At 64.1% G+C, this 16,826-nt stretch carries 10 protein-coding genes, 3 tRNA genes and 1 pseudogene; 7 read left to right on the top strand and 7 right to left on the bottom strand.

The annotated features are described in order from the left end of the window. The first annotated feature begins 97 nt into the window (after positions 1-97). Positions 98-1,381, top strand: coding sequence for a phospholipase effector Tle1 domain-containing protein (locus tag G7007_RS17955; RefSeq protein WP_181103836.1), 1,284 nt, complete (start codon positions 98-100; stop codon positions 1,379-1,381). Positions 1,382-1,416: 35 nt separating this feature from the next. Here G7007_RS17955 and G7007_RS17950 read toward each other — a convergent pair whose 3' ends face one another. Then, complete coding sequence (locus G7007_RS17950) at positions 1,417-2,478, bottom strand: SDR family oxidoreductase (protein WP_181103834.1); 1,062 nt, start codon at positions 2,476-2,478, stop codon at positions 1,417-1,419. A 199-nt stretch (positions 2,479-2,677) separates the two neighbouring features. Here G7007_RS17950 and G7007_RS17945 point away from each other — a divergent pair. Continuing rightward, positions 2,678-4,130, top strand: a pseudogene (locus G7007_RS17945) (MBL fold metallo-hydrolase RNA specificity domain-containing protein). 31 nt (positions 4,131-4,161) lie between these two features. Here the strand turns inward: G7007_RS17945 and G7007_RS17940 are convergent. Further along, positions 4,162-5,127: an endonuclease gene (locus G7007_RS17940; protein ID WP_181103832.1), complete on the bottom strand. Its 966-nt coding sequence runs from the start codon at positions 5,125-5,127 to the stop codon at positions 4,162-4,164. A 171-nt stretch (positions 5,128-5,298) separates the two neighbouring features. Here G7007_RS17940 and G7007_RS17935 point away from each other — a divergent pair, with 171 nt between their 5' ends. Then, positions 5,299-6,495 (top strand): MFS transporter, encoded by a 1,197-nt coding sequence (locus tag G7007_RS17935; protein ID WP_181103829.1) that lies wholly within the window; start codon positions 5,299-5,301, stop codon positions 6,493-6,495. Positions 6,496-6,540: 45 nt separating this feature from the next. Here G7007_RS17935 and G7007_RS17930 read toward each other — a convergent pair whose 3' ends face one another. Together G7007_RS17930 and folD are read right to left on the bottom strand one after the other, a co-directional pair. Continuing rightward, positions 6,541-11,364, bottom strand: coding sequence for an NEL-type E3 ubiquitin ligase domain-containing protein (locus G7007_RS17930; protein ID WP_181103826.1), 4,824 nt, complete (start codon positions 11,362-11,364; stop codon positions 6,541-6,543). A 116-nt stretch (positions 11,365-11,480) separates the two neighbouring features. Then, entirely contained in the window at positions 11,481-12,335 is an 855-nt protein-coding gene (gene folD, locus G7007_RS17925) for a bifunctional methylenetetrahydrofolate dehydrogenase/methenyltetrahydrofolate cyclohydrolase FolD (protein ID WP_181103823.1), read from the bottom strand. A gap of 289 nt (positions 12,336-12,624) precedes the next feature. On the opposite strand from folD, the gene G7007_RS17920 reads away from it, so the two are divergent. The 3 genes from G7007_RS17920 (at position 12,625) to G7007_RS17910 (ending at position 12,959) form a co-directional block, all read left to right on the top strand. Further along, positions 12,625-12,701, top strand: a tRNA-Arg gene (locus G7007_RS17920). A gap of 41 nt (positions 12,702-12,742) precedes the next feature. Continuing rightward, positions 12,743-12,818: transfer RNA gene (locus tag G7007_RS17915), tRNA-His, on the top strand. Between the two features lie 56 nt (positions 12,819-12,874). Then, positions 12,875-12,959: transfer RNA gene (locus G7007_RS17910), tRNA-Leu, on the top strand. A gap of 9 nt (positions 12,960-12,968) precedes the next feature. On the opposite strand, the gene G7007_RS17905 is transcribed toward G7007_RS17910, so the two are convergent. Then, positions 12,969-13,916, bottom strand: a complete 948-nt coding sequence (locus G7007_RS17905) for a tyrosine-type recombinase/integrase (RefSeq protein ID WP_308852311.1) — start codon at positions 13,914-13,916, stop codon at positions 12,969-12,971. Between the two features lie 44 nt (positions 13,917-13,960). Beyond that, positions 13,961-14,281 carry a helix-turn-helix transcriptional regulator gene (locus G7007_RS17900; protein ID WP_181103818.1) on the bottom strand — a complete coding sequence of 107 codons (321 nt, stop codon included), beginning with the start codon at positions 14,279-14,281 and terminating at the stop codon, positions 13,961-13,963. A gap of 686 nt (positions 14,282-14,967) precedes the next feature. On the opposite strand from G7007_RS17900, the gene G7007_RS17895 reads away from it, so the two are divergent. Continuing rightward, on the top strand, positions 14,968-15,576 hold the full coding sequence (locus G7007_RS17895) for a hypothetical protein (protein ID WP_181103815.1): 609 nt from the start codon (positions 14,968-14,970) through the stop codon (positions 15,574-15,576). A 107-nt stretch (positions 15,577-15,683) separates the two neighbouring features. On the opposite strand, the gene G7007_RS17890 is transcribed toward G7007_RS17895, so the two are convergent. Then, a partial coding sequence (locus G7007_RS17890; RefSeq protein ID WP_181103812.1) for a hypothetical protein occupies positions 15,684-16,826 on the bottom strand: 1,143 nt, incomplete at its 5' end.

The raw sequence follows: 16,826 nt of genomic DNA, 5'->3' as shown, positions 1-16,826 counted from the left end.
GTCGCGTCCATTTTTCCAGCCTTCGCATGCTCATGCGCCGATTCACACAGGACGCGACGCTGCCTTCCATGGCGTTTTAGTCCAAGGAAGCATGAGCATGAACCGACCATCAGGTCATCCTGAAACGCTGCGCATCGGCGTATTCTTCGATGGCACGGGCAACAATCGCATCAACAGTCTCGAGGCAGTCGAAGGGCTGCCTGTCGAGAGACAAGGCAACAGTTACGCCAATGCGTTGACCAATGTCGCGCTGCTGTACGACCTGTACCGGTCCACGCCCCAGCCACTCGCTGGGGCGCAGAGGGTCGAGCGGTTGTACGTAGAGGGCGTCGGCACGACCCAGCGGCAGGCGGATTCGTTCTGGAGTCAGGCCACCGGACGCGGGCGCACCGGGGTTGTCGAACGCGTCGAACAGGCCAGCCAGGCGCTGGCCGGTCAGGTGGCGCGGCACTCTCGGGTACCGGCCGCCGGCCAGCCTCTCCGGTTGCAGGTCGACCTGTTCGGCTTCAGTCGGGGCGCGGCTGCCGCCCGGCACCTGGCCAACGACCTGCACCGTGGCCAGCAGAGCCGGTTCGCACGCACCCTGTTCGAGCAGGTCGGCGTGGCCTGTACGGTCTCGATCGGCTTCATCGGACTGTTCGACACGGTCGTGGCTGTCCTGGCGCCCTTCGACGATGACCGGGGCGGCCTGGACCTGACGCTCGCACCAGGCGTGGCGGAGCAGGTGGTGCACTTGGTCGCCGGCGATGAGCATCGCTACCACTTTCCGCTGGTGCCGACGGCGAACGACATCGTGCTGCCGGGCGCGCATTCGGACGTCGGGGGTGGATATCCGCCGTCACTGCAAGAGCGCGTGCTGATGTGCAAGCCGCGGTCGAACCGTGTGCCTGTGACCACCCCCGTGGAACAGACCGCTGCGTATCGCGAAGTGGCCGCACTGCTCGAGACGATGCCTGGCACCCGCCTGGTGACGTGGGAGCGCGCCTTGACGTCGCGGCGTGGACGGGGCGACGAGCCGGCGGAAAAACAGGTTTACGCAGCCGTGCTGCGCGAGCGCGAGGTGCAAGGGCACCTGTCCCGTGTCGCGCTACGCATCATGCATGCCAGGGCGCGGCGTGCTGGGGTGCCCATGATGGCGATCGATGAGCAGGACACGCGCCTGACGCTGCCGGAGGAGGTGCGCCCGCTTGCCGACAAGCTCCACGCGTTCGCCTTGGGGGAGCGCCAAGCAGCGGCGTTGACGCTGGAGGAGCGGCAGTTGCTGGCCTCGCGCTACATCCACACCTCGGCGAACTGGAACCCGGCCAAGGGGCTGCGTCATAGCGAGCTCGACGCCGTCTACCTCAACCGACCGGCGCCGGCGGGGCGGCGGCAGGTCTGAGCCTGGCCGGCGCTCGGCGGGCGCGCCAGGGTGTCTCAGGGAATCAGGCGTTGCGCACGCAACTGATCGAACACGTCGAAGAACGCTTGGTCGCTGGCCTGGTAGGCCGTGAAGCCCAGGCGTCGACTCTTGGACATGTCGGTCACCACCTCGATCGGGCGCCCCAGGTCGGCATCGGTGTGCCAGGGCGACACCAGTCGATTCATGTCAGGCTCCTGCAGGCCGTTCGTTTCGGCGATCTGACGCCAGGTCGGCGCATCGTCGGCCATCTGCGTTTCCAGGGGCGACAGTTGCGCGGGATAGTCGGCTGCCTCCAGGCCGAAGTACTCGGCGATCCTGCTCCACATCCATTTCCAACGGAATACATCGCCGTTGGTGACGTTGAACGCCTGGTCGAAGGCCGCTGGCGTGGTGGCGGCCCAGAGCTGTTGCTGCGCCAGCTGGCGAGCGTCGGTCATGTCGGTGAGGCTGTCCCATTGGACGCGCGAGCCTGGGAAGACGAAGGGGCGGCCCAGGTGCTTGCACACGGTGGCGTAGACGGCGAGGGTGGTCGCCATGTTCATGGCGTTGCCGACCGCGACACCGGTGACCGTGTGCGGACGGTGCACGTTCCAGGTGAAGCCGTCACGCTCGGCAGCGCTGAACAGTTCGTCTTCCTGGGCGTAGTAGAAGTTCTCGACGTCCAGGCGACCTTGGTCTTCGCGGAACGGCGTGTGGGGCAACTGGCCTTTGCCGTAGGCATCAAAGGGCCCGAGGTAGTGTTTCAGGCCCGTGACCAAGGTGACGTGACGCACGCTCTTGGTGGGGCGCAGCGCGTCGAGCAGGTTGCGCACCATGGCGGCGTTGACCTGGATGTTCAGGGCTTCGGTGGCCTGCCGCGACCAGGTCGTGATGAACACATGGGTCGGCTGCTGGCCGGCCAGGGCGGTTGCCAGGGAAGCCGGGTCCTGTAGGTCGGCGGCCAACGGGGTCACGCCAGGTTGCTGGCCCGGATGGCGCGACAGGGCGGTGACGGGCCACCCTTGCTCGACCAGCAGGTGGGTGAGGGCGCTGCCGACGATACCGCTGGCACCGACGACCAAGGCTGTCTGATTCATGCTGTTCTCCTGTGGGTATGGTCGTCTGAGGACGCAGAGGCCGCCGTGTTCCATCGCATCGACCGTTGGGCCGATCCCGGTGCGAGGCGTGGAAACTTGCGCCCTGCCAGCGGGCCGAACGCTTCTCCAGGGCGCAAGGCTGGCACGCACCCTCAACCGCAGGTTACTGCCAGCGCAGGGCGCCGGCCAAGGAAACCCGATGACGTCTCCCACGCTCGTTCACCGTGGTGGTCACGAAGGCGTGACCGGTTCCTGCCACCAGCTCTGGCTCGATGCCGAGCACAGTGTGCTGATCGACTGCGGTGCCTTCCAGGGGGCAGACCACGGCGATGACGAGGAGGATCGCCTGGCTCTGGGCTTTCCCGTCGACGGGATCAAGGCACTGATCGTGACCCATGTGCACCTCGACCATGTCGGGCGCATCCCCAACCTGTTGGCGGCTGGCTTCGACGGGCCCATCTTGTGCAGCGAACCGTCGGCCCGTTTGCTGCCGATCGTGCTGGAAGACGCGTTTCGCCTGGCGATCAGCCGTGATCCCGAGGCGCTGGAGCGCTACCTGAAGGTCATCGAACAGCGCATCATCGCCTTGCCCTACGGCACCTGGTTCACCTTGCACGACGCCCCGACAAAGGGCTGCCAGCTGCGTCTGCAACCGGCCGGCCATGTGCTGGGGTCGGCCTACGTGGAACTGCAGTTCACCGACCCGGACGCGCAGCAGCGGGTGGTCTTCAGCGGCGACCTGGGCGCCTCGCATTCGCCGCTTCTGCCGGACCTGGAAGCGCCCGAACAGGCCGACCTGCTGATCCTGGAAAGCACCTATGGCGACCGCTGCCACGAAGACCGCCGCCATCGGCGCGAGCGCTTGCAGACGGTCATCGAACGCGCCTTGGCCGACCAAGGCACGGTGCTGATCCCGTCGTTCTGCATCGGCCGCACCCAGGACCTGCTCTACGAACTGGAAGCCATCCTGCACGAACGCTGTGCGGCCGCCGAGGCACCGGGTCCGGCCCGCGACACGGCGAGCACGGCGCCGGACATCGACTGGCCGGAGATCCCGATCATCCTCGATTCCCCTCTGGCCGGACGCTTCACCCAGGTCTACAAAGAACTGCGCGACTTCTGGGATGAACCGGCCCGTCAGCGGGTGGAGCAGGAAGGCCGCAGGCCGTTTTCGTTCAGGCAGCTGGTGATCGTGGATGACCACGCCGAGCATGAACGCATCGTCCGGCACCTGGCCGATAGCGCGCGCCCGGCCATCGTCATCGCCGGCAACGGCATGTGTGCCGGGGGGGCGGATCGTGCGCTACCTGAAGACCTTGCTGGGCGATCCACGGCACAACGTGGTGTTCGTCGGGCATCAGGTCAAGGGCACGCCAGGGCATGACATCCAGACCTATGGTCCCGAGGGCGGTTACGTGTTGCTGGACGGCGAGCGCGTCGACATCCGGGCGGGCATCGACAGCGTCGGGGGCTATTCGGCCCATGCCGACCAGGCGGACCTGGTCGGGTGGGTGACGCGCATGGCACAGTGGCCGACGGAAATCCGCTTGATCCATGGGGAATTGCAGGCCAAGCAGTGCCTGGCCGAGCTGTTGCACCGGCATTACCAGCAGGCGGGCCGGCAGGTGCGAATCGAGATTCCCCACGGGTGACCCGAGTCGGTGGGGCAGGTCGCCGGCTAGCTCACTTGCAGTTGCCGGCCTTGCGGTAGCCAGCGGCCTGGGCCTGGGCCTCGGTGATGAAGCGGGTCAGGTTCTTTTCGGCCACCTTGCCATAGCTCGGGCAACCCGACGGCAGGTGATAGAGCAGGCTCTTGCGGTTGCCTTGGATGTCGCCCGAGCCAGTCGCGGCCGCAGGCGCGCCGTCGGCCTTGGCCGGACGCGCAGCCGGGGTCGAAGCGTCCACCAGGCCATCGCCGACCGGCTTGTAGCCCAGCGTCCAGTGCCGCTCACCGGTCACGAAGGGGTTGGCGTGGCCCATGATCGCGGCGATGCGCTGGTTACGCTGCTTTTCCCAGGCGCTGACCGGGTACTGCGTGTCCCAGGCCATCAACAGCTGCTGCTGCTGGCGCGACATGTTCAGCTTGTAGCGATCGAACATGTAGAACGTGGTGCGTGCCACCAGCCCTTTGACCGCATCGCGGGGTTCGGCGGCGCGCTGCTGGAAGTCCACCTTGGTGGGGCATTGCCCATACTGCGATGCGGCGCCGGCGACCATGCCGTAGTTGAAGTTGCTGCGATCACCGTTCACCTCGCCCACGGCGGGGTACAGGTTGAACAGGTTGGCTTCCATGGCACGGAACACCGGGTCGGCGTCGACGCAGTGCGCACGGCCGCCGTTCTGCCAGCACTGGCGTTGATGGCCGAAGGTCCAGGCCGGGACGATGTGTTCCCACTCGGTGCGTTCGGCACGGTTCTGCTGTTTGCGGGTCTGATAGCCACACGACTGCGCGTCGATCCGGCCCCCCGACTTGCCGACCCAGGTCCACTTGCAGCCACAGTACAGCTCGCCGGTGGCGCTGTTGCCCTGGTCGAAGTAGATCTTCTGCTTGGCCACGACCTTGGCTTCGGCAAAGGTGGCAGGAGGCGCGGCATGCGCGCTGGTGACGAGGGACAGGAGCAGCGTCAGGGCGTACAGCAATCGGGTCATGGTCACGGGCAAGGGCAGGGAATGGAGCGCGGATTATACGCACAAACCGTTTCCCCCAAGGCTGTCAGAGCAGGTGAGGCACAGGGGGAGCATTTTCCCTGAAGGGATATCCAACGTCGGCGGCTTTTCAGGGTCTGACCTGTTTCGCCATTTCATTGACCAGGAGGGTTCATGAGTCGCTTCGAACACGCAGAGCCTGCCGTGCCCAGGCAGGCAGACGATACCGTGGGCGCGCGTGCGGTCCAGGGCGGCAAGCGCGCGACACGCCTGTCGTTCTTCATCGCCGGGTTCGCCTTGTCCTGCTGGGCGCCGTTGGTGCCCTTCGTCCAGGCCCGCATCGGGGCCGATGCGGCGACGCTGGGGCACATCCTGCTGTGCCTGGGGCTGGGGGCGGTGATCGGCATGCCTGCCTCGGGAGCGTGCTGTGCGCGGGTCGGCGCCAAGCCGGTGATCGTGACCGGTGCACTGTGCCTGCTGCTGATCCTGCCGCTGCTTTCGGTGTTGTCCACGCCCCTGGCCTTGGGGGTGTGCCTGCTGGTGTTCGGCGCTGCCGTGGGCGCCATCGATGTCGCTGCCAACATTCATGGGATGGCGGTGCAGGATGCGGCCGGTGTACCACTGATGTCGGGTTTCCATGGGCTCTACAGTGTCGGCGGGCTGGTCGGCGCGAGCAGCATGGCGGGCCTGATCGCCAGTGGCGTGGGGCTGGGTGCCTCGACGTTGAGTGCCGCTGCCGTCGTGCTGGTGTGCCTGGCGGTGGCCGTGCCGGGGTTCCTGCGCACGGCTGCCAGCCCAGGCGGCGTGTTGCTGGCTGTGCCCAGGGGCATCGTGCTGACGTTGGGCGTGCTGATCTTGATCTGCTTTCTCAGCGAGGGCGCCATGCTGGACTGGGGGGCGGTGCTGCTGACCCAGGAAAAGCAGGTCGACGTCTCGCTGTCAGGGGTCGGTTACGCCGTGTTCGCCCTGGCCATGACGGCGATCCGCCTGGTGGGCGACCGACTGGTGGCGCGTTTCGGCGAACTCAGGATACTGGTGGTCGGCTTCGTCTTCACCGCCTTGGGCGTGGCGGTCACCGCTTTGTGCGAGAGCTTGGTCGGCGTGTTGCTGGGGCTGTTCATCGCAGGCCTGGCGGTCGGCAACGTGGTGCCGGCGCTGTTCACCCTGGTCGGCCGCCAGCAGGTGATGCCGGTGCAGTCGGCCGTGGCTGCCGTCAGCATCTGCGGTTACCTCGGCGTGCTGCTCGGCCCTGCACTGATCGGTTACGTGGCGCACTGGACCGGGCTGGTCGAGGCGTTCTGCGGAGTGTCGGTGCTGTTGCTGCTGGCTATGTGCGCGGTACCGCGTCTGCGCACGCTACGGGCCGGCTGACAGCCAGTCCGGTGGCCTGGAGACCCGGCCACCGGGTCGTGCTCGTTACGGTGTGTACGCGTGGCCCAGGGCTTGACTCAAGGTACGATACAGCGCCGCTTCATCTGCGGCGCGACTGGTCAACAACAGCTGCGCCGCCTGCTGGTAGATCGCGCCTTCGCTGGCGAAGCGTCCGGACACCAGATCCACGTTCTGCACGGCGCCATCCTGGCGCCAGGCCAGGCCTGGAACCTCTGCGAAGGCCTGTTCCAGGGCCGCGATGTAGGCATCGGGCACCTCCGGCCCTGCATAGCGACCGGTGCCTGGCCCTGCTTCGCTGAGGTGGTCGAAGTACACCGAGGCGCCTTCCCAGCGGTGGGCGAATTGCGTGAAGCGCTGGGGGTACAGTCGGCGCAGCCAGGCCTGCCAGAACCGTTGGGTGGCGGCCCATTCGGCCACGCGTTCGCCAGTGGCCAGGTCTTGCACGGCACGCGTCAGGCGCTCCAGGGTCGGCTCGCTCAACCGGGCCAGGTAACCGAAGCTCATCTCGCGGGGCTGCGGGGGCAGGCGCAAGCGCGTTTGCAGGTGTATGCGTGCATAGAGGGCCATTTCCAACTCGTCGAGCAGGTAGTCCGGTTCGCTCAGTGCGGCGTCGTCCAGGTCGTCGTCAGGGTGCAGGGCCGGCGCCGCTGCTCGGCCTGTCTCGTCGGTCGCGTCTGCCAGCGCGTGGCGCCGTGCCACGCGGGCCTGGTAGAGCGCACCGATCCGCTCCTCGAGCAGGCGTTGACGGTACAGGGCGCCCGCACTGTCGATCGCGATTCGTTCATGGTTCGCATCGGCCTGCGCCCGATTGACCACTTCCCAGGTCGTGACCTCGGTCTCGATGTCCTGGAACAACAGGCTGCCCTGGTCGACGCACGCCTGCCCCGCATCGACCAGCCGTTCGTTGATGTCCTGGTGCAATTGCGCGAGCCCCCAGGCCGGTGCGTCGACAGTGGCTTCGCGGGAAAGGGTCTGCACGATGTGCGACATCCTGATACGCATGGCGATGGGGTTGTGCTGGTAGTCGTGGGTGTAGGTCAGCCGTTCGAACAGGGCGTACAACGGCTGCCACTGCGCATCGGCCAGGGTGCCGATGACATGCTGGCGCAGCGGCTCGGGCCAGTCGCTGTACCAGTCGCCGTGCGCAGGCACGGCGGGGGGCGCCTCCAGTCCCGCTTCCCTCAGGAATATCAGCGCCTGTTCGCTCCAGGGATTGGGGCCCGTGGCGACATAGAGGTCGGGGTCATTGGCATGCATGGCTTCGGCCAGTGCCGTATGCGCCAATGGAGGCACTTCGGTCAGGCCGTTGCGGCCGATGTCCAGCACGCGCAGCACCAAAGGGCGTTGATCGAGCAAGCCGAGCAAGCCGGGTGGCCATTCGACGATACCTGTCTGTTCAAGGTCGAGTTGACGAAGGCGTGTCCAGCCGGTCAGGTCGGGTGGCAGGTCGAGGGGGTTTTCGTACAGCGAAAGGCGTGTCAGGCGGTTGAGGCCTGCCAGGGCTTGACGGGTCGGGGGGTCGAGCGTGATCTGGTTCTGTCCCAGGTGCAACTCTTCCAGCGCAGGCCATTGTTGCAGCGCCTGGAAGTGGGCCGGGCCCAGCACCAGTTCGTTGAGGTCGGCGTTCAGCAGGCGCAAGGCCGGCAGCCGAGCCAGCCGCTGCAGGGTGGTCGGCGACAGGTCCGACAGCGCGTCGGTCAGGCCAAGGCTCTGGAGCGACTGCAGATTCAGAAGAATGCCCAGGTCACGCTCGTTATCGAGCACAAGGTTGTTTTCCGACAGGTTCAGGCTCTCCAGCTCACGCAGCTCGCCCAGGCGCTGTGGAAGCGCCCTGAGCGCGTTGCCGCTCAGATCGAGCAACCGAAGCCGTGGAAAGGCCTGGAGGAAGTCGTTCAGGTGGGCAGTGGTCGTGTCGATCAGGCCGGTCAGCTCCAGATACCTCACCCAAGGTAGCGGATCGGGGAGCGTCGGCAGTCCGCCGGCAGCGTACGCATTGAGCTGCATCCGTACCTGCTGCTGCGACCCCAGGCCATAGCCGACCGACTCGCGACGCCAGGCACCTCGAATACTCTGTGCAACGCTGTCGCGCGCGGCCTGTCGCTGCGCCAGCGCCTCGGGTTCTACCCCTGTCTCTTCGGAGGTCCAGGTCTGTAGCGCCTCGTCCAGTCGCTGGTATTCGCCTTGCAAGCGCACCATCAAACGCGTGAAGGCGCCTGCCTGCGGGCCGGCTTCATGCTGCAGGATCGCCCGAAGCGTGGCACGGTCGGTCTCGGGGTTGGCGGGAAACAGTTGCTCGAACAGTTCGTCGCCCGTCAGCCAGCCGTGTGTCCCGCGACCGCTGAGGACGTAGCCTGTGCCTGGATGGCCGGGTAGCCTCGACGGCGAACGGAACCAAGGTCGGACCGTGGCCATGCCCAAGTCTTGCGCGCTGCGTTCCCGGTGACTCGCGGCCTGGTCGAACAGGCGCTCGCGCAACCCGTCGGCCTCGTGGATCTGCACGCCCAGGGCATCACGCGCACTGTCTGGCAGTGCGTGCAACACTGCCTGGAACAGATCGGTCGGGCCGAGCAGGGGTTGGCCGTGCTCATCGTAGGGTTGATACCGTGCGTCGCGACGGATCAGCGTCTTGGTGGGGCCTGAGGACGCCGCCGTGGTTTCCAGGACCTGGCCGTCCTCCACCAGCCGCAGTTGGACATCCGAGCGCCAGCCTGGCAAGCGGGGTAGCGTGGCGAAGACCAAGGTATCGCGATCGGCCATGGCGGTTTCCAGGTAGAACCCGGTCAAGGCGCGGCTCAGGCGCCCTTCGCGCAGGTGCAGTCGTGCGGCCTCGGCCAAGGCCAGGGGGACGCGCTGAGTGTCGTGCAGACGGGCCAGGTCGGCGGGCCGGGCCTGGGCGAGAAGGGCCTGGCGCGCCCGCGGCGTCAGGCCAGAGAAGGCGCGTGCCAAAGGCGCTTCGTCAGCGCGAGGCAGCGGCTCGGGCAGTGTCGCCCCAAACGCCTCGAGCGTGTCGAGCAACAAGGCGGGCAAGGGCTGATGATCCGTGATTGCTTGGCGAACCTGGGCGGCATCGTAGCCGCTGCAGCGCAGGGCGCGCAGTCGAGCGGACGGTTCGAGCTCGAGGGGCAAGGGCGCGGCCCTGCGCAGCAGCTGTGGGTCTTTCCAGCCCAGGGGGCGCTCATGGGCCAGTAGCCAATACCCGTCTCTGTGCTGGCGCAGCACAGGTCGATGGCCCGGGTCTTGCGGATGCCCCAGGCGCCAGCTGCCCTCTGGCGCAGGCGCTGCCCGGTAGGCCTGGCCGTCGATCCCGATCCACTGCTGGCCTTCCCAGTGCACGGGGCTAGGCGACAAGGGCGGGGCCTCGCTTGGCCAGCCCCCAGGGTAGGTGAACGGCTCGAGGTTGCCAGGCCAGAGTTTCGTCGACGAGGCCCTGCCGACCGGTACCCAGTCATGTAGCAGCCCGATCGGTTCGCTGACAGTGGATGCAGCGCCCAGTGTGGCGATCAGGGCCAGGTTTTCGAGCACGTCGAACAGATGCGACAGCGCCGCTTCGGCATCCTGATCGCTGGCCGCTTCGACGCCTTCGAGGAATTCGTCGACCAACTGGGCACCACCGGTTACCAGCATCACCTCGCCCAATCCAGGCACCACCAGCGCGGCCAGGTTGAGGATCGACAGTCCGAGGCCTAGCCAACGCTCGATCAATGCCCATTGCGCATCTGCATCGCGCTGTGCGACCGGCACTGCGACGCTCGCCGCATCCAGGATCAAGCCTTCCACCTGAGTACGCGCCCTGGCGTCGAAGCAGTCTCCCCGCCAAGGGGTCGCCTGCATCGACAGGCGGGCGTTCTTGTCCAGCGTGGCCTGATAGAGCGCGCCAGGTGCGGGAAACAGACGCTTCATCCAGCTGATGCGCTGGCCCTGCTCCAGCACGGGGGGATGGCTCAGCAAGCGGTCGTAGGGGTAAAGCGGATAGAGCGCTGTACGCAGGTTGTCGGCAAACCGTACACGCTCGGCCTGGGTCACGTAGCGGCAGAAGAACTCGCGCTCCTTGGCGCGCCACATCAATCGGGTCAGGGCAGTCGCCGCTGCCTGGTGCGAGGCGTACTGGCGCAGAGGCGCGCTGGGGTGGCCTGGCAGATAGAGCAGACAAGGCTCGACCGTATCCTGGGGTGCCAGCGACACCAGCAACGGACCCCGCAAGTCAGTGTCGGCCAGGGTCAGACGGCTGCAGACCAGGCTGCGTCGGTTGCCATTGGCCTGCTCCACGGTCGACGAGCCGGACAGCAGGGCCTCGGCCATGGCCACGCCGGTCGCATCGAGGCGCTGCTGCAAGGTGGCCACGGTCACGTCGGCGGCGAACGCCGCGTGGTCCTGGGCGCGCAACAGCCCCCGGAAAGCGTCGTGATCGACGATGTCCGTCAGGTGGTATCGATAGCGCTGGCCCAGGTCCAGGTTGCGCAGGCCACTGATGAAGCGCCGGGTATCCAGTGGCAGGGGATCGCTGGCCTGTTCGTTGGCATACAGGGTGAGACGGGCATCGGCCTCGACAGCTTGCAGGGCCGTTTCGAACCACGAGCGGGCAACCTTGCGGTCGTGGTGCCACACCTTGCCTTCGTCCAGCGGGGGCAAGGACACGTCTGGGAACCACCGTACGAGGGCGTCCTGCAGCAGGGGGCGACAGAACCTGTCGATGCTTTGAAGTGGCGACAAGGCGGCCGAAACGGCCCTTGTCGCACGATGGCTCGCCAGCGTGCGTTCACGCAGTTGGCGGCGTTGTGCGGGCGTGGCGGCCTGCAACCAGGTAGGGAGGCGCTGTTCGATGAACGCAAGGTGCGACGTACTGATCATGACGCGATGCTCCTGAGAGAGAAGCAGCGAGGCTAATCAGCGTCGAGGGACCAGACGAAGGATGTATCTACCACACCTACGAGAGCCGGATGGAGCCGGCCCTCGTGACCCGTGCGTCAGGCGTGCAGCGTTTCGGCCGCGTACAGCGTGTTCTCGAGCAGGCAGGCGCGCGTCATCGGGCCGACGCCCCCAGGGACGGGCGTGATCCAGCCCGCGCGAGGCAAGGCCGTTTCGTAGACCACGTCACCGACCAGACGACCGTCCGCCTGGCGATTGATGCCCACGTCGATGACGATGGCGCCTTCCTTGATCCACTCACCTTTGACCAGCCCTGGCTTACCGGCGGCCACGACCACCAGGTCGGCACGACTGACATGGCCAGCCAGGTCCTGGGTGAAGCGGTGCGCGACGGTGACGGTGCACCCGGCCAGCAGCAGCTCCATGGCCATGGGCCGGCCGACGATGTTCGAGGCGCCGACCACCACGGCTTCCAGGCCGTACAGATTCTGGCCGGTGCTTTCCAGCAGGGCCATGATGCCTTTCGGCGTGCAGGGGCGCAGCAGCGGGATACGCTGCGCCAGACGGCCGGCATTATAAGGGTGGAAGCCGTCCACATCCTTGTCCGGGCGAATCCGCTCGAGCAACAGCGACGCATCCAGATGCTCAGGCAGCGGCAGCTGCAGCAGGATGCCGTCGACCGCCGGGTCATCGTTCAGGCGATCGATCAGCTCGGTCAGCGTCTGCTGGGTGGTGGTGCTCGGCAGGTCGTAGGCTTGGGAAAGGAAGCCCACTTCTTCGCAGTCCTTGCGCTTGTGCGAAACATAGACTTGCGAGGCGGGGTCGGTACCGACCAGGATCACTGCCAGGCCCGGTACGCGCAGGCCCTGTTGAAGACGCTCTTCGACACGGTGGGCGATCTGCTTGCGCAAGCTGGCGGCGATCGCCTTGCCATCGATTAGGTGTGCAGTCATAGACGGGTGATTAACCATCGAGAAAGGAACATGAAAGAGCGCGCATTCTCGCATGCCCAGGCCCGAGGGCAAAGGCAGATGGTCGAGCAAATCCTCTAAGCCCTTCAAACGGCTAAATTTTTTTTTAAAAAAGTGTTGACGCCTTGGGAGGTCGTCTATAACATTCGTCGCACTTGTCGGGCAGGGCCTAGCACTGGTTAGCGAGGTCGGGCAGAATGAGCGGATTTTTAGCTCGTTCGGTACGGACTAGACGTTGATTTGCAATCGTATCAGAAAGCAGATTGAATAAGCGCCCGTAGCTCAGCTGGATAGAGCATCCGCCTTCTAAGCGGATGGTCGCAGGTTCGAGTCCTGCCGGGTGCGCCATTAGGCAGCTTGGGCAAGGTTCATAGCAGTACCGCAATATGGTGGGCGTAGCTCAGTTGGTAGAGCGCTGGATTGTGATTCCAGTTGTCGTGGGTTCGATTCCCATCGTCCACCCCATATTCGAGAAAGGCGCCCGATTGTACGATCTGGCGCCTTTGCTTTAAGTGCTTTATGCGGACGTGGTGGAATTGGTAGACACACTGGATTTAGGTTCCAGCGGCGCAAGCTGTAAGAGTTCGAGTCTCTTCGTCCGCACCACCTTATAAATCAAGGGGTTACGAGCTTAAGCAGTGCTCCCCCTTGAACCACTGGATTATCAGCGTGAACAGAACGTGAACTCGAGCGTTCACGGCCCTGGTCCAGCACCCTTACCGCATCTCTTACTCTGGCCGGCGCCAAGTGCGCATACCGCTCCGTCATCATGACGGTTGAGTGGCCGAGTAGATCCCTGACTTCTGCCAGTGCAACGCCGGCACTGATCAAATGCGCAGCACACGTGTGCCGCAGATCGTGAATCTTGAAGTCTTCAATCCCCACCTTCTTGCAAGCCCTGGCAAACCCCGTTCGCATGCACAGCACACGTTCGCCGTTGCCCCTGGCGAAGACCCAAGGCGTAGACGGGCAGTGCTCAGCCCGGAACGCCATCATCTGCTTGAGGGCGTCGATCGCTCCCTCGTTCAGTGGGATGCTCCGGCGCTTCCCTGCTTTGGTGTGCACGCCTTCCAGGTAGATCAGGCCATTGGCGAAGTCCACGCGCCGCCACTCGAGGCCCAGCATCTCCTCCTTCCGGCAACCCGTGTTCACCGCCAGGCGAATGAACGACTCCAGCAGCAGGCCAAACTTCTGCGCTCGAGCGGCTCGGCACAGGCTTTCCACCTCGGCCCGCGTCAGCCAGCGCACCCTGCCTTCGGGTTCCTTCAACTTCCGGCCTTTCACCGGATTCGGCAGACCCCATTCATATTCGACGTTGCACCAATTGATCGCCGCCGACAGCGCCGCGAGTTCCCGGTTGATCGTCGCGGCCGATACGCCGTCCGCCATCCGTCTGTCCATGTATGCGCGGATGTCTCCCGCTAGGTCATTCATCGTGGCGTCTGTAAAATGTTCCCGCAGCGCCTTTACCCTATTGGTCGTTGTCTCGTAGCTGCGCTGATGCTGGCTGGCGTTGCGCAGATACGGGAGCATTACTTCGTTGAAGGACCGGGGCGGATTCACGCCCCATTCCTTTTCCTTCCAGGCATCCGCCCGGGCCTGTTGCTCTAGTGCTTTCGCCGCCGCGAAGTCGGCAGTGCCAGAAGAGCGTCTAACTCGTTTTCCATCTGCTTGGGTGACAAAGATCCACCAATAGGGCGAATCGTCTCTTTTGTAGGGCATTCGGGTTCCTCCGACATGCCGCCCGCGGCGCGAATACTAGCAGTGGCGGCTTCATCGATCATCTGTTGCAGTTTCTCGGCATGCACCCTGACTCCGCGCTTCATCCAGCGCACGGTCGGGATGCGACCCTCGGTGGCCATCCGGTAGGCGGTGGCCCGGCTGACACAGAGCAGGCCGGCAGCTTGCTCGACGGATATCAGGGACATGAGTGCTCCAGGCCCGCGCTGGACGGCAGGCAAGATTAGTAGGGGTAGGGGTTACAGCGCGTGGGCGCCGCCTTCGAGCAGGCCGTCGCGGTCTTCACGTATGCGATCTGCCAGGTGCCAGGGCGTCCAATAGCCATCGTCCATGGGCACTGCGATAGGCTGTTGTGAGCCGTTCCATCGAAGACCGTAGCGAGGTAGGCCATCGCCTGCTGGTGGTCGCGGTGGCCATTCGGGCTTCAAGCCGCTCAAGCGTTCATTTTCGGCGCGTAGCTGCTCAACCTCGGCAGGGTCGGTAGCGCTGGCGAAGACCGGCCGAATCTCGCGTATGATCCCGTGCTGGTTGAAACGGCCTACTTCATGGCCGTGCAAGGCCCGCTCGTTATCGCAGCACTCACGCCACGGCTTCCACTGTGATCCAGGCCGATCGGTCTTGCTGCGGATCTGGTAGGCCACTGGCTTGCCCTGGCCCTGCAGAGCTGTTCGAGCACGGTTCCACAGAGCAAGCGTGGGAGCAGTTGCGCTGCAGTTCTCGCATTCCGGTCCGCGCACGCCATCGCCACGCAACCAGCCCAATGGGTCAACTTGGCCTCCGCAGAACGGGCATGCAGCGTTCTCTGTATTGCTGGATTGATTTTCTGTGGGCATTATGTTCGCCTTTTAATAAAATCTGATAAAGAGCGCTTTGAATGAATTATCTATTTTGGTTTTCGAGGATTTTTTTGAAGATCTATGTCGCTGCTGTTCTTATCTTGATTTTCTTGATTGGCAGTAAGATGATTTCGCTTGCAGATCTTACTTCTTCAGAAGCGGCCAGTTGGGTTCAAGCTATCGGGTCAATAGTTTCTATATGGGGGGCTTTTGTAATCTCGCGCAAACAGTTCAAGCATGCTGAGGTAAGAGAAAATAAAATAAAGAAGGAAAAGGAGCAGGCATACATCTCTGTCAGGGAGGCTGCAGCGGCTGCTGCAAGAGATCTCACTAAAGTAGTAAAGGAAAAACCTAGCGCAGAAGAATTTAGAGACGCATGGGGAGCACATTACGAACACTTCATTTCCTCCCATATCACTGCGCTCGGAATGGTGCCTATGCATGAGCTAGGCGAAGCGGGCCAAATTACTGCTCATATCCACGTGGCATCGGTGTTGAAAAATATGCACACTAGTACGCAGGAGTATTTGAGCGATGGTAAATGGTTTGAAGATAATCCCAGTGCTCTTTATGAGAATATAGAAATGCTATATAAATGGCAGGGTCTCCAGGTCGAGTTGGCAACTAGTAGTTTTAAGAAAGATTAAGATGGCGTAATTTTAAAACCTCTGATAAATGCTCCTGGCTCATGACGCACACCAGATCGACAGCGGCAGCCAGAACAGCGCCATGCAGCCGAGAACGCACTAGGTGATCATGGCTTGCGCTCCGTGGCGACCGGGCAAACGTCGCCGAGAAGACGGGCGTTCAAGTAGCCCTCGGCGTCGCGGACGCGCACGAAGACGCGGTGCACATTTTGGTCCAGCCCGTGGTTTCCCCAGACGTAGTAGCCGACCACGGTACGCTCTACCCACGCATCCTCGCGGCCCAGGCGAATCAGCACCTTGCTGCCGATCGGCGGGAGCAGGTCGCCGTCTACGGGCGGCAGCGGTTCGACTGGCTTGCGCTCCAGGGCGGCGCTGGCCTTGCAGCGGCTGCACTTACCGCACGCAGCGCCCAGCTCCCAGGCGCCTTTGCACACACGCTCGTCGATCTCAACCGGCACGCTCGGCTCTGCGCTGATTTTGCGGAGATGCGCTTCGTACCATGCGACCAGATCGGCACCCTGTTGAATCCCCGTGCAATTGCAGGCCGTGCAATCGACTCCTGGCGAGCGAGGCTCATGGCGGTATCCGTCACCACCGCAGAACTTGCACTTCGGCGCGCTCGGCCCTACAGGCAGGCGTTCAATTCCAAGGGACGCCTCCGCTTGCAATGCTTGCTTCTTCCCGGCGCTCGGCTCTGCGCTGGCGGATAGCATGCGCTCTATATCGGACTTGACTCCTTCGCCAGTCCGATCGAGGTCGTCTACGTTTTTCAGGACGTCCAGAGCGTTCTCCAAGTGCCCGTCCCGTTCGGCCAACTGGGCGTGCAGTGCAATGCTCTCCAGCTGCTCTTCTCGCAGCCACTCATGCAGTCGCTCGCGGGATTCTTTGTAGGCGCTCACCTCTTCGTGCAGCCGCTTAACCTCGGCAGGGTCGGTGACCGTGGCGCATGGGTTACGATCATCGCGGGAGTTGCGCGCCACCCGCACGAAAAGGTGTGCGTTCCATGAGGTGCTGATCTTCTTCCAACTCTCCAGCGCCGCCCAGCGAGCGCCAGCGCCAGCAAACATCAGGCTTTCCACCTCGGTGTCGTCGAATACGATCAGATGTGGGCACTCGTCCGGTAGTAAGCGCTCCATGAACCCCACATTCAAAACGTTCAGCTGATCACCGATGCTGTGCTCCCGATTTCCTTCTGGAGCCCGCACACCATGATGCGTCCCGACGCCAAAGTCGAAAAGGTTTACCTCTAT

This window comes from Pseudomonas entomophila (genome assembly GCF_013523125.1).
Lineage (GTDB): Bacteria > Pseudomonadota > Gammaproteobacteria > Pseudomonadales > Pseudomonadaceae > Aquipseudomonas > Aquipseudomonas entomophila_B.
This window is presented reverse-complemented; position numbering and strand designations above follow the sequence as displayed.